We start from the raw sequence: 17,317 nt of genomic DNA on the forward strand, positions 1-17,317 counted from the left end.
GACTCCAACCCCTTACGGAACCATTGTAGATCAGTTCTCCGCACCGGTCGGTGTCCGGCCCTCTGCCGATCGAGGGGGCCGATCAAGGGGGACGTTCAGGGGACCACCAGTGTCACCCGGCTCCCCTCGCGGTTACTGCTGACATCCAGGCGTAGCGGCATCTGCTCCTTCAGCTCGGCCACGTGGGAGATGACGCCGACCATGCGGCCGGAGGATTGCAGATCGATCAGGGCACGGATCGCCAGGTCGAGGGATTCGGGATCGAGCGAACCGAAGCCCTCGTCGATGAACAGGGTGTCGAGACGGATCCCCCCGGAGTAGGCCTGCACCACGTCGGAGAGTCCCAACGCCAGGGAGAGGGCGGCCAGGAAGCTCTCCCCGCCGGACAGGGTGGCCACAGGGCGGCACTTGCCGGAATAGGCGTCCTCCACCTCCAGCTCCAGGCCCGAGGCAAGGTTGCCCTTGGCACGTTCGCTCTTGCGCAACAGCTGGTAGCGCCCCTTGCTCATCAGTTGCAGGCGCCGGCTCGCCTCCACCAGAACATCATCCAGCAGCACGCTGAGCACGAAGCGCTGCAGGCTGATCTTGTCGCCGGTCTGGCCATTGGCTACCTCGCTCAGGGTGCCGATCAGTGCGTACTGCTGCTCCAGCGCGGCGCACTGGCGCTCGCTCTCCGCCAGCTTCTGCACCGCACCCTGCAACTGCCCCTGGCGACTGTCCAGTTGCCGCCACGCCTGATCCGCCTGCTCCTTCAGTTCGGTGGCCGTTGCAAGTTGCTGCTCCCGGGCCGGAATGTCCGGTGCGGTGTGCCCCTCCAGGGCGACCTGTTGCTGCTGCAGCGCCCCGGCGGTCTGCTGGCAGGACGCCTCATACTCCTGCACCGTCTGCTGCAGTGCCGTTCGTTCCCGCGGCTCGAGCAGGGCCTGCTCAAACGCCCGCTGATCGGCAAAGGGACTGGCGCCCAGCGCCTCGGTCCATTGTGTTTCCGCCTGCTGCAGCGCCGCCTGCGCCGCCAGCTGTGACTCGTCGGCTGACTGACAGGTGGCCCGCGCCGATGCGTGCGCTTCGGTGGCCTGCTGGTATTGCGTGCGCGCGGCGGCAATGGTGCCGTTCAGCCGCTCCACCTCAATCCCGCTCTCGGCGATCGCCCGCTCGAGCGCGCCTGGCTCGCGGTAGGCGGTGGGCAGCTCCTGCCCGGCACTCGTCAGCTCACTGGCGGCGGCCGCCACGGCGGCATGCGCCGCCGCCAGCCGGGCGTTGGCGGTTTCCAGATCGGCACGCCGTGACGCCTCGCTCTGCTTCAGCCGGCCCTCGTCGGCGTCGAGTGCCTGCAACCGTTGCCGAACCGACTGCAGCGTCTCCAGCGACTGCTCCAGCTGCGCCTGCCGGTCCTGCAACACCGGCAGGGATTCGGCCACCGCCGCGCCGAGCCGCTTCTCCAGTTCGCTTATGCGGGCCTCCAGCCCCGTCGCCTCGCCCTTTTTTCGGGTGTAGGCATCGCGGGCCTCGTTCAGCCGATCCTGGGCCGCCTGCACCGCTTGGCGCGCCTGCTCCAGGGCGGCCTGGCTCGACAGATCGCTCGGCAGATCGACGGGCGATTCGGCGGGCGCCGGGTGTTCCCGGCTGCCGCAGACCGGACAGGGCTGCTCAGGCTCCAGCTCCCGGGCCAGCAGGGCCGCTTGGCCCTGATGCCAGGCCAGCTCGACCCGCTTGCACTGGTTGGTCCGCTGCAGATGGTCGGCGGCCAGCCGCTTGCCCTCCTGTTCGGCCGCTTCCAGGGTCTGCCGTTGCCGGTCGCGTTGCCGGTTCAGCTCATCCAGCACACGCCGGTCCCGCACCTGATCGCTGATCTGCTTGAGCTGCAGCGGGGCATCCGTCAACTGGTTCAGGGAGTGTTGCTGTTGACTCCGCTCGCTGTGCAGTTGCTCGCGCTGCCGGCCGGTCCGTTGCAGTTCCGCCTGCTGCCGGTGTTGTGCCTCCAGGGCCGTCTGTTCGACGGCCTGGGCCTCCTGCAAGCGACGGGTCGCCTCCACCAGCTGGACGGCACGCTGCTGATATCCCTGCAGGTTGGTCAATTGTTGCTTGGCGTTATCCAGCAAGCCATCCAGCCGCTCGCTGTCTTGCAGTGCCGCCGTCGACCCGGCCAGCGCCTTGACGGCATCATCCAGCACCTGTTGCGCCCGTTGCCGCTTGCTTGTCGCCGCCTGCAGCGCCTCACGCGCGGCCAACCAGCCGTCGCACCGGGGCTTGATTCTTTCACCCTGCTCCGCCCGCAGCAGCCGCTGCCGCAGGCGCTCGATCTCCGGCAGGCGCCGCGCCAGTTCGGCCTGTGCCTGAAGCAGCTTATCCAACCGCCCGAATCCCTCCTGGAGGTGTCTGGCCTGCTGCAGCGCCTGCTGCGCCTGGCCATGCCGCCGCTCCGCCGCCTGACGCGCTTCAGCGGCTTCTGCCAGCGCGGGCTGAAGGTCGCGCAGCGCCTCATCCAGTTCATCCCGGGATTCCAGACCGATACCCCGCAGGATGCCCTGCTGGACATGCCTGCCCTGCTCCACCTCGCGCCGGATCCCGGCCGACTGCGCCTTCAGCCGCTCCTCCAGCTGGCGGTAGATGCGGGTCTGGAACAGCTGGCTGAAGATCTCCTCCCGCGCCTTCGATTCCGCCAGCAACAGCTCGCGGAACTTGCCCTGGGGCAGCACCATCACCTGGCGGAACTGCTCCACGCTGAGTCCGGTAAGCTGTTCGATCTCGCGGGTCGCCTCGGTCACCTTGGCGGGGACCAACAGTTGCTCTTCCCCCGCCGGATCGATGGCCCAGAGCTGCGCCTCGGCCGCCTGGGTGGTGGTGCCCTCGCCCCGGGCCTTGGGCCGCTGCTGTTCCGGCACCCGGCGGATCCGGTAACCACGGCCGGCCAGCTCGAAACTGAAGGTCACCTCGGTCAGGGTATCAGCGGCGGCATGATCACAGCGCATCTGGCTCCCCTCCCGCTCATTGCCGGTGGTGCGGCCATAGAGGGCGAAACAGATGGCATCGAGGAGGGTGGTCTTGCCCGAGCCGGTGGGGCCGTTGATCAGGAACAGCGGGCTCTCGCCCAACCGTTCAAACGGGATGGTTTCGGACGCCTGGAACGGCCCGAAGGCGGAGAGGGTGAGGCTCAGGGGGCGCACTAGGCCTCTTCTCCCCGGTGGATCTGTTCCAGGAGTCCGGCAATCAGGGTCTGCTGCTGCGTGCTCAGCTCTTCTCCCCTGACCTGGCGGTAGAAGTCCCGGAACATGGCCAGTTCACCGCGTTTGAGCTGGTCCCGCTGCAGACTGCGCTGCGCTCCGCCGACCATCAGTCCCGGGCGCTCCAGGTGCAGCACGTTGGGATAGACCGCCCGCAGCTTGCCCATGATGTCGAGGATGGCGTGGCGGTCGCTGAGGCGCACCAGCAGATAGTCGTCGCGGTGCGGATCATCCCGGCCCTGCTCCAGCAGCTGATCCAGCTCGCCTTCGAGGATGCGCATGTCGTGCAGCGGCTGTAGCTCCACCTGCTCGATGTGACTCGTGCCGGCGTCATCCAGATCCACCAGGGTCACCGATTTGTGATGGCGGGTCTCGGAGAAGGAGTATTTGAGGATCGAACCAGCGTAGCGGATATGTTCCGCGCCGCGGCTCTGGCGCCCGTGCAGATGGCCCAGGGCGACATAATCGAACGCCTTGAAATGGTCCGGCGAGACCCACTCGGCACCGCCGATGGAGAGCGGCCGCTCCGACTCCGAGACCTCGCCCCCGGCCAGGAAACAGTGGCTCAACAGCACGCAGGGGCCACGCCCGGCATGGTGTTCCAGGATCCGCCGGGTGAGAAATGCCATCGCCTCGTCATGGCTCGCCACTTCGTTGCCGAACAGCTGACGGACCGTGGCCGGATCGGCATAAGGGAGGGCGTAGAAGGCCACTTCATGACCCGGTTTACCCAGCAGGATCGGCTCCGGCGCCTGTTCCAACCCTGGGCCCAGATGGGCGACGATGTGCAGACCGGCCTGGCGCAAATGCCGCGCGCCAAAGGCGAGCCTTTCCGGGCCATCGTGGTTGCCGGCGATCATGATCACCGGCACCCCCAGGTCCAGGCAAATGCGGTTCAATACCTCGTCCAGCAGCGCCACGGCGGCGGCCGGCGGCACCGAGCGGTCGTAGATGTCACCAGCCACCAGCAGCACATCCACCTGTCGCGACTCGATCAGGTCGGTGATCTGCCCCAACACGTGGCGCTGGTCCTCCAGCAGCGACAGGTTGTGGAACTGGCGGCCGATGTGCCAGTCAGCGGTATGCAGCAGCCTCATCGGCCCATCAGCCGGTACCAGCCGGCCATGCCCCGTTCCATCAGCAGGTAGTTCACCGGCACCAGCAGCAGGGTGATGAAGGTGGCGAAGAGGATGCCGAAACCGAGGGAGATCGCCATCGGGATCAGGAACTGGGCCTGGGTGGACTGCTCGAACAGCAGCGGCATCAGGCCAATGAAGGTGGTCAGGGAGGTGAGCATCACCGGACGGAAGCGCGCCACCCCGGCATTCAGGATGGCGTCATGCAGGCCGCTGGAGCGCTTGTGATTGTTGATGAAATCCACCAGCACCAGGCTGTCGTTCACCACCACGCCCACCAGGGCCATCATCCCCAGCAGGCTGAGCATGGTGAGATCCATGCCCATGATCCAGTGCCCCCCCAGGGCACCGATGGCGCCGAACGGGATGATCGACATCACCACCAGCGGTTGCACATAAGACTTGAACGGAATCGCCAGCAGGCCATAGATCACGAACAGCATGATCCCCAGGCCGATACCCATGGAGGCGAACGACTCCCGCTGCTCCCGCAGCTCGCCCTCGAAGCTGTAGTTGACCCCGGGGTACTGCACCAGCAGGTTGTCGAGGTAATCGGTCAGTTCGCCCTGCAGCAGGGTCATGTTGGCTGTCGCCTTGTTGATGTCGGCGGCCACCTTGACGGTGCGGTAGCGGTCGATGCGAATAATGGAGGTGGGGCTCTTGCCCGGTTTCAGGGTGACCACCTGACCCAGCGGCACACTCAGGCCGGTGGCACTGGTGATGCGCAGATCCTGCAGATTGGTCACCGATTTACGCTCGCTCTCGGGATACCGCACCATCACCCGGATGTCATCCCGGCCGCGCTGGATACGCTGCACCTGAAAGCCGAAGAAGGCGTTGCGGATCTGGTTGAGCACGTCGGATCGGCTCAGGCCGAGGGCGTGGGCCTCGGCCTTCAGCTCGATCTGCAGCTCCTCCTTGCCGTCCGACAGGGTGTCGCTGATATCGAACACCGCCGGGTAGAGCGCCAGCCGCGCCTTGGTCTGGTCCGCCACATCCGAGAGGGTGGCGAAATCGAGACCGGAGAACTGGATCTCGATCGGGTCCGAGATGCGCCCAATCTCCGCCCGGAAGGTGAGGTTCTCGGCGCCGGGAATCACCCCGATCATCTTGCGCCACTCGCGTACCAGTTCGATGCTGGTGACCGTCGAGGTACGGTCTTCCGGCGCCACGATCTCGAACATCACCAGCCCGGTGTGGGAGCCGGAGCCGCGCGCACCACTGGCACCGGTGGTGGATTGGATATCCAGTACCAGATCCAGCCCGTCCGCATCCCGGTACTTCTCCTTTAACTCAAAGGCGGCATCGGTGATCTTGCGGACATAGCGGTCGGTCACCTCGAATGGGGTGCCGGTGGGCATGGTGAGCGAGGCCCGCGCCAGTTCGCTCTGCACCCGCGGCCAGAAGGTGAAGCGGGTCCAGCCGGTGGTGGCCAGGGTGACCATGATCAGCAGGATGCCGGCAAACAGCACCAGGGTGGTCCAGCGATTATCCAGGGCGGTCTTCAGCAGCGGCCGGTAATAACGCAGGATCGCCCGCTCGAAACCGTCGGCGAAGCCCTGCTGAAAACGCTCCAGCAGCCCCGGCCGGCCGCGCTCGGAACGCAGCTTGATGTGCTTGAGGTGGGCCGGCAGGACGAACTTGGATTCGATCAGCGAAAACAGGAAGATCGGGATCACCACGATGGGGATCTGGGCGAACAGCAGGCCGCGGTGCCCCTCGATGAAGGCCAGCGGCAGAAACGCCGCGATGGTGGTGAGGATACCGAAGGTGACTGGAATGGCCACCTCGCGGGTGCCGCGGATCGCCGCCTCCAGCCCGTTCTCGGCGTGACGCAGATGGGTGTAGACATTCTCGCCGGTGACGATGGCGTCATCCACCACGATACCCAGCACCAGCAGGAAGGCGAACAGGCTGAACACATTCAGGCTGACGCCGAAAAACGGCATCGCCACGAAGGCCCCCATGAAGCTGACCGGCACCCCGATGAACACCCAGAAGGCGATGGAGGGACGCAGGAACAGGGTCAACAGCAGCAGTACCAGGACACCGCCCTGGATGGCGTTGTTGGTGAGGGTCCGCAGGCGCTTCTTGACAATCCGGGAGCGGTCGCGCCAGGTGGTCATCTCAACCCCCTGGGGCAGCGCGGCCTGGCGCTCGGCCACGTAAGCCTTCACCTTGTCGGCCACGTCGATGGCGCTCTGCCCACCCACCCGGTATACATCCACAAAAGCGGCCAGTTTGCCGTTGAAGCGGCTGCGTAGCGCGGCCTCCTCGAAGCCGTCATTGACCCGGGCCAGGTCGCGTACCCGCACGATACTGCCGTCGGGGTGGGTCAGCACGATGATGTCGTCGAACTGGTCGCGCCGGTAGGCCTGGCCCTTGGAGCGGATCAGGATCTCGCCCGCCTCGGCCTTGATGTTGCCCGCCGACAGATCCAGCGCACTGCGGGAGATCGCCTCGGCCACCTCGCGCAGGCTGATGCCGTACTGGCGCAGACTGTCTTCCGCTACCTCGATGGCGATCTCATAGGCCCGCACCGAATCCAGCTCCACCTGGGTGATGCCGGGAATCCGCAACAGATCGTTGCGCACCCGGTCGGCCAGGTCGCGGATCTCCTGCTCCGGGTAGTCACCGGCCACGGCCACGGTGATCACCTCGCGCCGGCGGGTGACCAGGCTGACCACCGGCTTCTCCGCCTCGACCGGCAGGTTGTTGATGGCGTCGACCCGGCTCTTGATATCCGCCAGCAGCTCCCGGGGATCGTAACCGCTGTCGATCTCCAGGCCGATGCTGGCGGTGCCCTCGGCCGAGCGGCTGACGATCTCCTTGATCCCCTCCAGGTCCTGCACCGCCTCCTCCACCAGGATAGCGATGCCCTGTTCCGCATCCTCCGGGGTGGCGCCGCGCAGGTTGATCACCACATCGACTTGCTGCGCCTCCAGGCTCGGAAACACCTCCAGCGGGATGCGCTGATAGAGCGACATCAGGCCCATGACCAGCAGGCTCACCATCAGCAGATTGGCGGCCACATGGTTACGTGCAAACCAGGCGATCATGGGCGGGACCGAGCGGTCGTGCCGGCAGCTTCGGCCTGCCGCTCCACGGACCGGCTGGCCCGTTCAGCAGCCCCCTGCCCCCGTTCCGCAACGTCGCCGCCCATGCGTTTTACCGGCGTGCCGCTGCTGACCTGGCCCAGGGGCGTCAGCACCAACTGCTCGTCTGCCTTCAGACCGCTGCCGATCAACGCCTCGCGGCTGTTCTGCCAGGCCACCGCTATCTCCCGGCGCTGCAACACACCCTGGTCGAACAGGTAGACATAGCTGCCCTGGTAGATGGCCGAGTTGGGAATGACAATGGCATCCGTCAGGGTGCGACCCTGAATCTGCGCGGTCACATACTGGCCGATCTTGAGTGGCCGCCGCCCGTCCCGGTCCTCCGCATAGGGGTTGTCGATCTGGGCGGTCACATAGAGCTGCTGACTCTGTTCATCGATGGCTCCGGCGGTACGCACCAGGGTGGCCGGCCACCGCTCCGGCGCACTCCCCAGATTGTTGATGATCCCGACCGCGGGCAGATGACTCTGGCCAGCGCCGTTATTGCGATAGTTTTCCGGCAGTTCCACATAGCCCAGCTCGCTGTTTTTCAGCGGCAGCCGCACTTCCACCCGGTCGGTGGCGTAGATCCGGGCCAGCGCCTGGTTGGCGGAGACCACCACGCCGCGGTCGACGCTGCGCGAGAGGATCCGCCCGGCGTAAGGCGCCCTGATCTCGGTGCGTTCCACCGCCAGTCTGGCCTGGGCCAGTTTGGCCCGGGCAGCATCGATCTGGGAACGGGCGGCCGCCATCTGCGGTTTACGCAGGGCATAATCCGATACCTCTCCGCGCTGGTTGAGGATCGCCCGATCCTTTCTGGCCTGCTCCGCGAGCGCCTGCTGCTCCTGCAGATTCACCTGGGCGTTGGCCAGTTCGGCGGCAGCGATATCCACCTGGATCTTGTAGTCGCGGGGATCGATGGTGAGCAGGGTCTCTCCCGCCTCGAAAAAACCGCCATCGCGGAAATTGGGGCTGACGGCGATGATCTGTCCCGACACCTGGGCCACCAGCTCACCCTCGGTACGGGGCTGTACCCGGCCGAAGGAGTGGATCACAGGGGTATAATCGCGCGGCACCACCCGCGCGGTCTCGACCACAATCACCGGGGTGGGGGGAGCGTCACGTTTTGCCGCAACCGGCTTGAAGTGAGAGATCAGCTGTGTGGCACCGAAAAACAGAACCAGCAAAAGCAACGGCAAGAGCTTGCGCATCATCATACTCAACAGAATAGTTTTTTATAATTGTGACACTTCAGCGGATTGGGACGGCCCGCAGATCCAGGTGCGTCCGACCGGCCATTCTATGCCCTTCCCTTACCCATGAAAAGACACCCCGTTTGCGCATCGGTTCCAGCCCCAGCATGAGGCTGCTTCTGATTACCCGTCGGTTACCCCATCCGGCGGCCATCCACCCAGCGCGGCACCCCCTTCACGACCTGCCCCACACGAACAGGCCGATTGATGAATAAATTATTTCCTATTTCGCCTGACCACTCCCTCTGCCACATATTTTTACTATCCTATGTGGATGGAGGATAGAGAGCATCAATCACTCTCATACACAGGTTGCAGCCCGCTATGATGACAGAAGTACAGAGGGATAAAACGGTTCTGATTATCGACGACAGTCCAATAAATATTGAACACCTCGCCCAGGTACTCAAATCGGAATACAACATAAAAGTGGCCAACAGTGGCGGCCCCGGAATCGAAGTGGCCCGCAACCAGTCACCGGATCTGATCCTGCTGGATGTCGTCATGCCCGATATGGACGGCTATGAAGTCTGCCGTCGCCTCAAGGCGGACGATGCGACGCGCAAAATCCCCATCATCTTCATCACCACCAAAAACGAAATGGAAGATGAGACCCTCGGCCTGACACTGGGTGCGGTCGACTACATCACCAAGCCCTTTCGCACACCAATTGTCAGGGCGCGGGTGAGGAACCATATCCAACTGAAACACAACAGCGATCTGTTGGAAAAACTGGCCATGATCGACGCCTTGACCAACCTGCCGAATCGCCGCCGCTTTGAACAGATACTGAAACGCGAGTGGGCGCGCTGTCGTCGCTCCCAGGAACCGCTATCGATCATCCTGCTCGATATTGATCACTTCAAACAGTTCAATGATCATTACGGTCATCTGGCGGGAGACCGTTGCCTGAGCCGGGTCGCCCGGGCACTGCCGATACCACTGAAGCGGCCCGCCGACAGCGTCTTTCGCTATGGCGGCGAGGAGTTCATCGCGGTGCTGCCGGAAACGGATCACAGTGTCGGCCTGAATCTGGCCGAGGAGATGCGCGCCCAGGTGGCGAAACTGTTGATTCCCCACGCCTACAGCAGCACCAACCACCCCTATATCAGCGTCAGCCTGGGAGTAACCACCACCACGCCCAACTCACGCAGCACGCCACGAACTCTGGTACAGCTGGCCGACAAGATGCTCTATGCGGCAAAGAACGCCGGCAGAAACTGTGTCATGGGGAAAGTATTCAATGGCGAGACCGACTATGACCTGGATCCGGCGGGTGCCTAACATGACCCCCATCACAGTCGCGGCGATAATGATCGGATATACAGATAGGTAACCGCTCTCACATTGGCAAGGGTATGCCAACCCGCATCCGTTCATGCATTTTACCGGAGTCCGTTTACCGCATGAATATCAGACTGAAATTTATCCTGTTCATCCTTGGCATGGTCGTCATGTTAATGCTGCCGCTGGCAACCGGCGGTTTCTGGATCATCAACCGGATTATTTTCAATCTGTATGAAAACAGCTTCACCCGGGAAGTACGGAATATCGATACCGCCATCCGGGAGAGCGCCCGCAGCTTCAAGCGCGCCGGCATCTTCTCCCAGGATGAGTATCTGAAGCTGGAGGGCAACAAACTGATCGCCGAACTGCAGCAGTACCGTTTCGGTGCCACCGGCGGCCTGATCATCCTGGACCGGACCGGCCGTCCACTGCTGAAATCACGTCCCAATGGAGATGCCCTGCCAGACGTCGGCCTGATCGGCAAGATCGCGCCGGATCAACAGACCGGGAACCTCAGCTTCGACGCACACGGCGAATCCATGTTCGCGGTGTTCGAGCGCTCGGAATGGGGCTGGTTCGTCATCCTGAGTATCAGCGAATCGGAGATGTTCGCCCAGCGCAATCTATTTGCCGTGCTTGCCCTGTTATTGACGCTGACACCCCTGGTTGGTGTGACCCTGCTTTCAATCATCTTCTACCAACAATTTTATAAGCGCATCGACTGGACGCTGGAGGCGCTCAAACTGATCGAGCAGGGCCACCTCGATACCCGTATCCCGGCCCCCGTCCATGATGAACTGGGTGAGATCCAGAACGGCATCAACAGTATGGCTGAAACATTGTACGACCTGATCTCCAATCTGGAACAGCGTGTCGATCAACAGACCCATGCGCTGCGTCACTCAAAAGAGCTGGCGGAGGCGGCCAATCAGGCCAAGGGCGAATTCCTCGCCAATATGTCGCACGAGATACGCACACCGATGAACGGCGTGCTCGGTATGTGTCAGTTGTTGCAGTCGACCCCGCTCACCCAGAAGCAACAGCTCTATCTCAACACCATCAGTGCGGCGGCCAATTCGCTGCTGGTGATCATCAATGACATTCTCGACTTTTCAAAAATCGAAGCGGGTGAGCTGCAATTCGAGGCCAGCCCGTTCAACCTGAATCAGGTACTCGAAGAGATTGCCGACCTGATGATTCCGGCGGTGGCGCAGAAGCGGCTGAAACTGGTGTATGACATCTCACTCGACATCGACGACCAGATCATCGGTGACAGCCTGCGCCTGAAACAGGTCCTGACCAACCTGATAAACAATGCCGTGAAGTTTACCCGGGAAGGACAGGTGCTGTTGCGTGTCGGGGTGCAGGAGCGGGACCCGGAGCGCCTGACACTGGCGTTCGCCGTCGAAGATACCGGGCCGGGGATAGCCCCGGACCAGATCGAGCGGCTGTTCCACCCTTTTACCCAGGCGGATGCATCCACCACGCGCCGTTACGGCGGCAGCGGACTGGGTCTCAGTATCTGTCAACGCCTGGTGGAAAAGATGGGTGGAGAGATTACCGCCGCCGCGCGACCGGAGGGCGGCAGCCGCTTCAGCTTCAGCGCCCGCTTCGGCCGCCTGGAGCTGCCCGACATCAGCCAAGAGAGCGGCCGCGGCGAACTGGCGAACAAAACCATCGTCCTGATCTGCAACGATCCGGTCGTCACCGACACCGTGCTCAGATATCTCAAAAGCTTTCACTGCCGGACCCATCACTTCGACCGTATCGAGGCGTTTGCGGACGCCCTGGGCGACGCCCTGCTGCCCGATGCCCCCGATGCGCTCCTGCTCGATACATCGGCTGTCGGGCCAAACCATGCCAGCCTGACGGACGACCCGGACAAGGGCGCGGCAAACCGTGGAATCAAAACCCTGTTGCTGTACAGTTATGAAGACGAGCGCTTGGAAACAACCGTTGCCGCGGTACAAAAACCGTTGACCCGGGGCCGGCTGGAGAGTGCGCTGCTGGGACTGCTCAACCCGGACCAGTTCCCAGCCCGGGAAAAACACCCCGGCTGGGGTCGGGATGAAGGCGAAGTACTGACCGGCATGCACATCCTGCTGGCCGAGGATACGTTGCTCAATCAGCAGGTGGTTATCGAACTGCTGGATCAGCTGCATGTCTCGGTCACCGTGGCGGACAATGGGCGCGAAACCCTGAGTCTGCTGGAAAATCAGGGCGTGGAGGCATTCGATGCCGTGATGATGGACATCCACATGCCGATCATGGACGGCTTCGAAACCACCCGCCACATACGCAATCACCCCTTGCTGAAAACAATACCGGTGATCGCCATGACCGCCAACGCCATGACCGGCGACCGCGAACAGTGCCTGGCCGCCGGCATGGATTTCTATCTGGCCAAGCCGATCGACCGCGATGAGCTGGTCCGGGTATTACGCCAGACCCAGCGGCTGACCGGCGGCGCCCCGGAAGTGGCGATACCGCAGCAAGGCAGACCAGCGCAGCCGCAGGCGCTGCAGAGCGTCGATCTGGCGCTGTTGCTGAAACGCTTCGAGGGCGACGAGAACCGGGTACTGCGTCTGTTGCTACAGGCGGAGGAGAGCTTCCAGTCCGACCTGCTGCAGATCAGGCACTCCCTGGAGTCGCAGGATTGGCAACGCCTGGCCCAGGCCCTGCATCGACTCAAGGGTGCCGCCGGCAACATGGCGACCCTGGGGCTGTACCATCGCTGCGTCACCATGGAATCCGCCCTGGCGAGCGGCGAAACCGATCAGCTCGCCACCACCTACCAGGCACTGGAGAACGAACTGGATCGGGTGATCAAGCGTATCAGCACCCTCTCCGAACAGTTGGCGGAGGAGAGCGGCCCGCAGAACGGGGCGACAATCGATCACACCACCATCGATCTGCTGCCGCTGATGCTGCGGCTGCGGGAGCGACTGGGTCAGTCCGATCTGGTCGAGAGCAGCACGGTTGACCTGATCGAGCGGGAGATCGACAACGCCAATCACCCGGAAACGATCAGCCTGCTGGTGCAGCAGTTGCGGGCATTCGACTACCCGGCGGCGCTGAAACTGCTGGATCAGCTGATCGCCGAACTGGAGGCTGAAAAACCCTGTTGAGCCGCAACCGACCACAGTGTGTAGGTTGGGGTGAGCCTGCGAACCCCAACGAATGGCGTTGGACAGATCCACCATCTGTTGGGGTTCGCTCCGCTCACCCCAACCTACTGAAGGATCGAGCTGTTATCTGCGTCCATTCCATCCTTAGGTCCGTAAACGGTGCGTCCTTGCATCACTCCTCGCGGCGTTATAAACGGTACCCGATCCCAGGAATCTGATGGCCAATCAGACAAGACTACAAGACTTTTCCCAGGTTCGATAATGCGCTCGGGATAAAGCGTCAGCCCGCGCCGCGCAGACATTTGCCGATATAGGCCAGATGCTCGTGGGCGGCATGCCGTGCCTGGGTGGAGTCGCCGGAGCGGATCGCCTGATAGATCTCTCCATGTTGGGCATGGATCGCCTGATAGCTCTCCTCCATGGTGTAGATCTTCTCCCAGTTGTGCAGCACCATGTCGCCCAGCAGGTCGAACAGGCTCTGGGTCAGATGGATCAGCGCCACATTGTGGGAGGCGTCGGCGATGGCCATGTGGAATGCCGCATCCGCCTGCGCCTCCAGTTCCAGATCCCGCAGTTCATGGGCCGCCTGCAGCGCCTGAAAGCGCTCGCGGATGACCGCCCGGTCCCGCTCGGTCGCCCGCGCCGCCGCGTAACTGGCCGCCAGCTCTTCCAGACCATGCCGGCACTCCATCACATCGGAGAGCGCCTCCGGATTGTCTTTCAGCAGATTGGCCAGCGGGTTGGTGATGCTGGTGCCGAGGGCATCCAGGACGAAGGTCCCCTCCCCCTGGCGGCTGTAGATCAGCCCCTGGGCCTCCAGCTTCAGCAGCGCCTCGCGTACCGAGGGGCGCGACACCTTTAGCTGATCCACCAGCTCCCGTTCCGCCGGCAGCTTGTCACCGGGTTTTAACGCCCCCTTGATAATCTGGGTCTTCAACTGCTCGACGATCGAGTCCGAGACCCGGGCGGGTTTGATGGGTTGTAACTGCATGGCACTTCTCCAGTAGATCAGTGTTAAGGGCTCGCGCAAAAATAAGTTTCGGTATTCGGTCGCCTCTGGACCCCGCTGGCGGCGTTACGCTTTTTGGCAAGGGAACGGCCATTGCCTGCAAAGCGTGCCTTGCCAGCGTGGCCCAGTGACGTCCTCGGTACTGAGAAATTATTCTTGCGCGAGCCCTAAGGACCCGACCGACTCCTGGAGTCGAGGGCCTTATCCACCTCCCGACAGACATAAGTCAGGATTATTCGCATTATATACGACCAATTATTTGTCTGACCATTGTTTTAACAATAAATGTCGAAGATAATAAATCAATAATAAATATTTGTTTTATAAATAATAAATTCCATTGCTCCAGCAACTTCCTAAATGCTTGTTCTATCTACTTTAAAATTATTTGACATATAAAATTACTTACCTTTTAATGGTCCGACCATTGATATTACTAACAACGCATACTAATAATTCCAACAAGCACTGAACCAGTAGAGGAAGAGAAGCCATGATCAATCGTTCAAGCGAGTACCGGGATGTGGATCCCCAGGAGACCCTGGAGTGGATGGAGGCGATCGATGTGGTGCTGGAGCGGGAGGGCACGGAGCGTGCAAAATTCCTGATCAAGCGCACCATCGACAAGGCCACGGCGGCCGGGGTCGAGCCGCCGGACTGCTCCCGCACCCCCTATCTGAACTCGATTCCGGTCAGCCGTGAGCCGAAGCTGCCCGGCGACCCGGTCGTCGAGGCACGGCTGCGCGACATCATCCGCTGGAACGCCATGGCCATGGTGGTGCGGGCCAACCGCAAGCCGGCCGCCCCCGGCGGACACATCGCCAGCTTCCAGTCCTCGGCGGTGCTCTACGAGACCGGCTTCAACCACTTCTGGCGCGCCGCCAGCGACGTACACGGCGGTGACCTGATCTATTTCCAGGGCCATGCGGCACCGGGCATCTACGCCCGCGCCTTCCTGGAGGGACGCATCAGCGAGGAACAGCTGGACAACTTCCGTATGGAAACCGGCGGCAAGGGCCTCCCCTCCTACCCCCATCCCTGGCTGATGAAGAACTTCTGGCAGTTCCCCACCGTCTCCATGGGCCTGGGGCCGATCATGGCGATCTACCAGGCGCGTTTCATGAAGTACCTGGAAAACCGCGGCCTGATCCCCAAATCCAACCGCAAGGTGTGGGTGTTCCTGGGTGACGGCGAGACCGACGAGCCGGAGGCGCAGGGCGCCATCGCCCTGGCGGTGCGCGAAAAGCTGGACAACCTGATCTTCGTCATCAACTGCAACCTGCAGCGCCTGGACGGCCCGGTACGCGGCAACGGCAAGATCATCCAGGAGCTTGAGGGCAATTTCCGCGGCACCGGCTGGAACGTGATCAAGGTGATCTGGGGCGCCTCCTGGGACAAGCTGCTGGCCCAGGACCACAACGGCCTGCTGCGCAAGCGCATGGAAGAGTGCGTGGACGGCGAGTACCAGAGCTTCAAGGCGAAGGACGGGGCCTATGTGCGTGAATACTTCTTCGGCAAGTACCCCGAACTGAAGAAGATGGTGGAGCACATGAGCGACGATGAGATCTATCACGATCTGATTCGTGGCGGCCATGATCCGCAGAAGGTGTTCGCCGCCTACTCCGAGGCGGTCAACACCGTCGGCCAGCCGACCCTGATCCTGGCCAAGACGGTCAAGGGCTACGGCATGGGCGAGGCCGGCGAGGGCCAGAACATCTCCCACCAGCAGAAGAAGCTGGGCAACGACCAGCTGAAGAAATTCCGCGCCCGCCTGGAACTAGACATCTCCGAGGAGGATGTGCTGCAGGCCAACTTCCTGAAGCCGGCCGACGACAGCGCGGAGATGCAGTACCTGCACAGCCACCGCGAGCAACTGGGCGGCTACCTGCCGGCGCGCCGCACCCAGGGCGATATCCTGACCATCCCGCCACTCTCCATGTTCGACCTGCTGCTGAAGGGCACCGGTCAGCGCACTATGTCCACCACCATGGCGCTGGTGCGGGCCATGGTCGCCATCTCCCGCAACAAGGAGATCGGCCCGCGCCTGGTGCCGATCGTGCCAGACGAGGCACGCACCTTCGGCATGGAGGGGATGTTCCGCCAGATGGGCATCTACGCCCCCGAAGGCCAGCTCTACACGCCCATGGATTCAGGCGACATCATGCCCTACCGCGAGGACAAGCAGGGCCAACTGCTGCAGGAGGGGATTAACGAGGCCGGCGCCATGTCCTCCTGGATCGCCGCCGCCAGCGCCTACAGCAGCCACGGCGTCACCATGATGCCGTTCTATATCTACTACTCCATGTTCGGCTTCCAGCGTATCGGCGACCTGGCCTGGGCCGCCGGCGACCTGCAGGCACGCGGCTTCCTGATCGGCGGCACCGCCGGCCGCACCACCCTGAACGGCGAGGGCCTGCAGCACCAGGACGGCCACAGCCAGCTGTTTGCCAGCTTCATCCCCAACTGCATCTCCTACGACCCCACCTACCACTACGAGGTGGCGGTGATCGTGCACGAGGGCATGCGACGCATGTTCCAGGAGCAGGAGAGTGTCTTCTACTACCTGACCACCATGAACGAGAACTACAGCCACCCCGATATGCCGGAGGGCGCCGAGGAGGGCATTCTCAAGGGCCTTTACCACCTGCAGAGCAGCGAGGTGGAGAAGAAGGGCAAGAAGAAGAACCCCCGCGTCCAGTTGCTGGGTTGCGGCACCATCCTCAACGAGGTGATCGCCGGCGCCGAACTGCTGAAGAACGACTTCAACATCGCCGCCGATATCTGGAGCGCCCCCAGCTTCAACGAGCTGTGCCGCGACGGCCAGGACGTGGAGCGCTGGAACCGCCTGCATCCCGAGCAGGCCCCGCGGGTCAGCCACGTGGAGGCGTGCCTGAAGGATCGCGAGGGTCCGGTGATCGCTGCCAGCGACTACATGAAGAACTTTGCCGAGCAGATCCGACCCTTCGTCCCGGCCGCCTACCACACCCTGGGCACCGACGGTTTCGGTCGTTCCGACAGCCGCGAGGGGTTGCGCCGCCACTTCGAGGTGGACCGCCACTATGTCGCCATCACCGCCCTCAAGGCGCTGGCCGATGCAGGCACCATCCCGGTCAAGCTGGTCAGCCAGGCGATTGAGCAGTACGGCATCGACGCCGACAAGCCCAATCCGGTAAGCGTTTAAGCCGCGC

General features: G+C 62.8%; 8 protein-coding genes. 3 read left to right on the forward strand and 5 right to left on the reverse strand.

Annotated features, from left to right (window positions below; all coding sequences use genetic code 11):
* Positions 1-95 precede the first annotated feature (95 nt).
* From O9K64_RS19700 to O9K64_RS19715, 4 genes are read right to left on the reverse strand one after another with little or no spacing between them, the layout of a single operon-like run.
* The gene (locus O9K64_RS19700) at positions 96-3,164 is read right to left on the reverse strand and encodes an SMC family ATPase (protein WP_275099818.1); all 3,069 of its coding nucleotides are present in this window, start codon (positions 3,162-3,164) and stop codon (positions 96-98) included.
* Complete coding sequence (locus O9K64_RS19705) at positions 3,164-4,318, reverse strand: exonuclease SbcCD subunit D (protein ID WP_275099819.1); 1,155 nt, start codon at positions 4,316-4,318, stop codon at positions 3,164-3,166. Before O9K64_RS19705 ends, O9K64_RS19700 begins: the two co-directional genes overlap by 1 nt.
* On the reverse strand, positions 4,315-7,416 hold the full coding sequence (locus O9K64_RS19710; RefSeq protein WP_275099820.1) for an efflux RND transporter permease subunit: 3,102 nt from the start codon (positions 7,414-7,416) through the stop codon (positions 4,315-4,317). The genes O9K64_RS19705 and O9K64_RS19710 overlap by 4 nt, the downstream gene beginning before the upstream one ends.
* Complete coding sequence (locus tag O9K64_RS19715; RefSeq protein WP_275099821.1) at positions 7,413-8,663, reverse strand: efflux RND transporter periplasmic adaptor subunit; 1,251 nt, start codon at positions 8,661-8,663, stop codon at positions 7,413-7,415. The genes O9K64_RS19710 and O9K64_RS19715 overlap by 4 nt, the downstream gene beginning before the upstream one ends.
* 366 nt (positions 8,664-9,029) lie before the next feature.
* On the opposite strand from O9K64_RS19715, the gene O9K64_RS19720 reads away from it, so the two are divergent.
* Together O9K64_RS19720 and O9K64_RS19725 are read left to right on the forward strand one after the other, a co-directional pair.
* Positions 9,030-9,989 (forward strand): diguanylate cyclase, encoded by a 960-nt coding sequence (locus tag O9K64_RS19720; RefSeq protein ID WP_335342324.1) that lies wholly within the window; start codon positions 9,030-9,032, stop codon positions 9,987-9,989.
* A 122-nt stretch (positions 9,990-10,111) separates the two neighbouring features.
* Positions 10,112-13,120 carry an ATP-binding protein gene (locus tag O9K64_RS19725; RefSeq protein ID WP_275099822.1) on the forward strand — a complete coding sequence of 1,003 codons (3,009 nt, stop codon included), beginning with the start codon at positions 10,112-10,114 and terminating at the stop codon, positions 13,118-13,120.
* A 280-nt stretch (positions 13,121-13,400) separates the two neighbouring features.
* Here O9K64_RS19725 and O9K64_RS19730 read toward each other — a convergent pair whose 3' ends face one another.
* Complete coding sequence (locus tag O9K64_RS19730; RefSeq protein WP_275099823.1) at positions 13,401-14,111, reverse strand: GntR family transcriptional regulator; 711 nt, start codon at positions 14,109-14,111, stop codon at positions 13,401-13,403.
* A gap of 511 nt (positions 14,112-14,622) precedes the next feature.
* Here O9K64_RS19730 and aceE point away from each other — a divergent pair.
* Entirely contained in the window at positions 14,623-17,310 is a 2,688-nt protein-coding gene (gene aceE / locus O9K64_RS19735; protein ID WP_275099824.1) for a pyruvate dehydrogenase (acetyl-transferring), homodimeric type, read from the forward strand.
* Positions 17,311-17,317: the final 7 nt, after the last annotated feature.

Source organism: Sedimenticola hydrogenitrophicus, from assembly GCF_029017505.1.
GTDB classification, from domain to species: domain Bacteria; phylum Pseudomonadota; class Gammaproteobacteria; order Chromatiales; family Chromatiaceae; genus Sedimenticola; species Sedimenticola hydrogenitrophicus_A.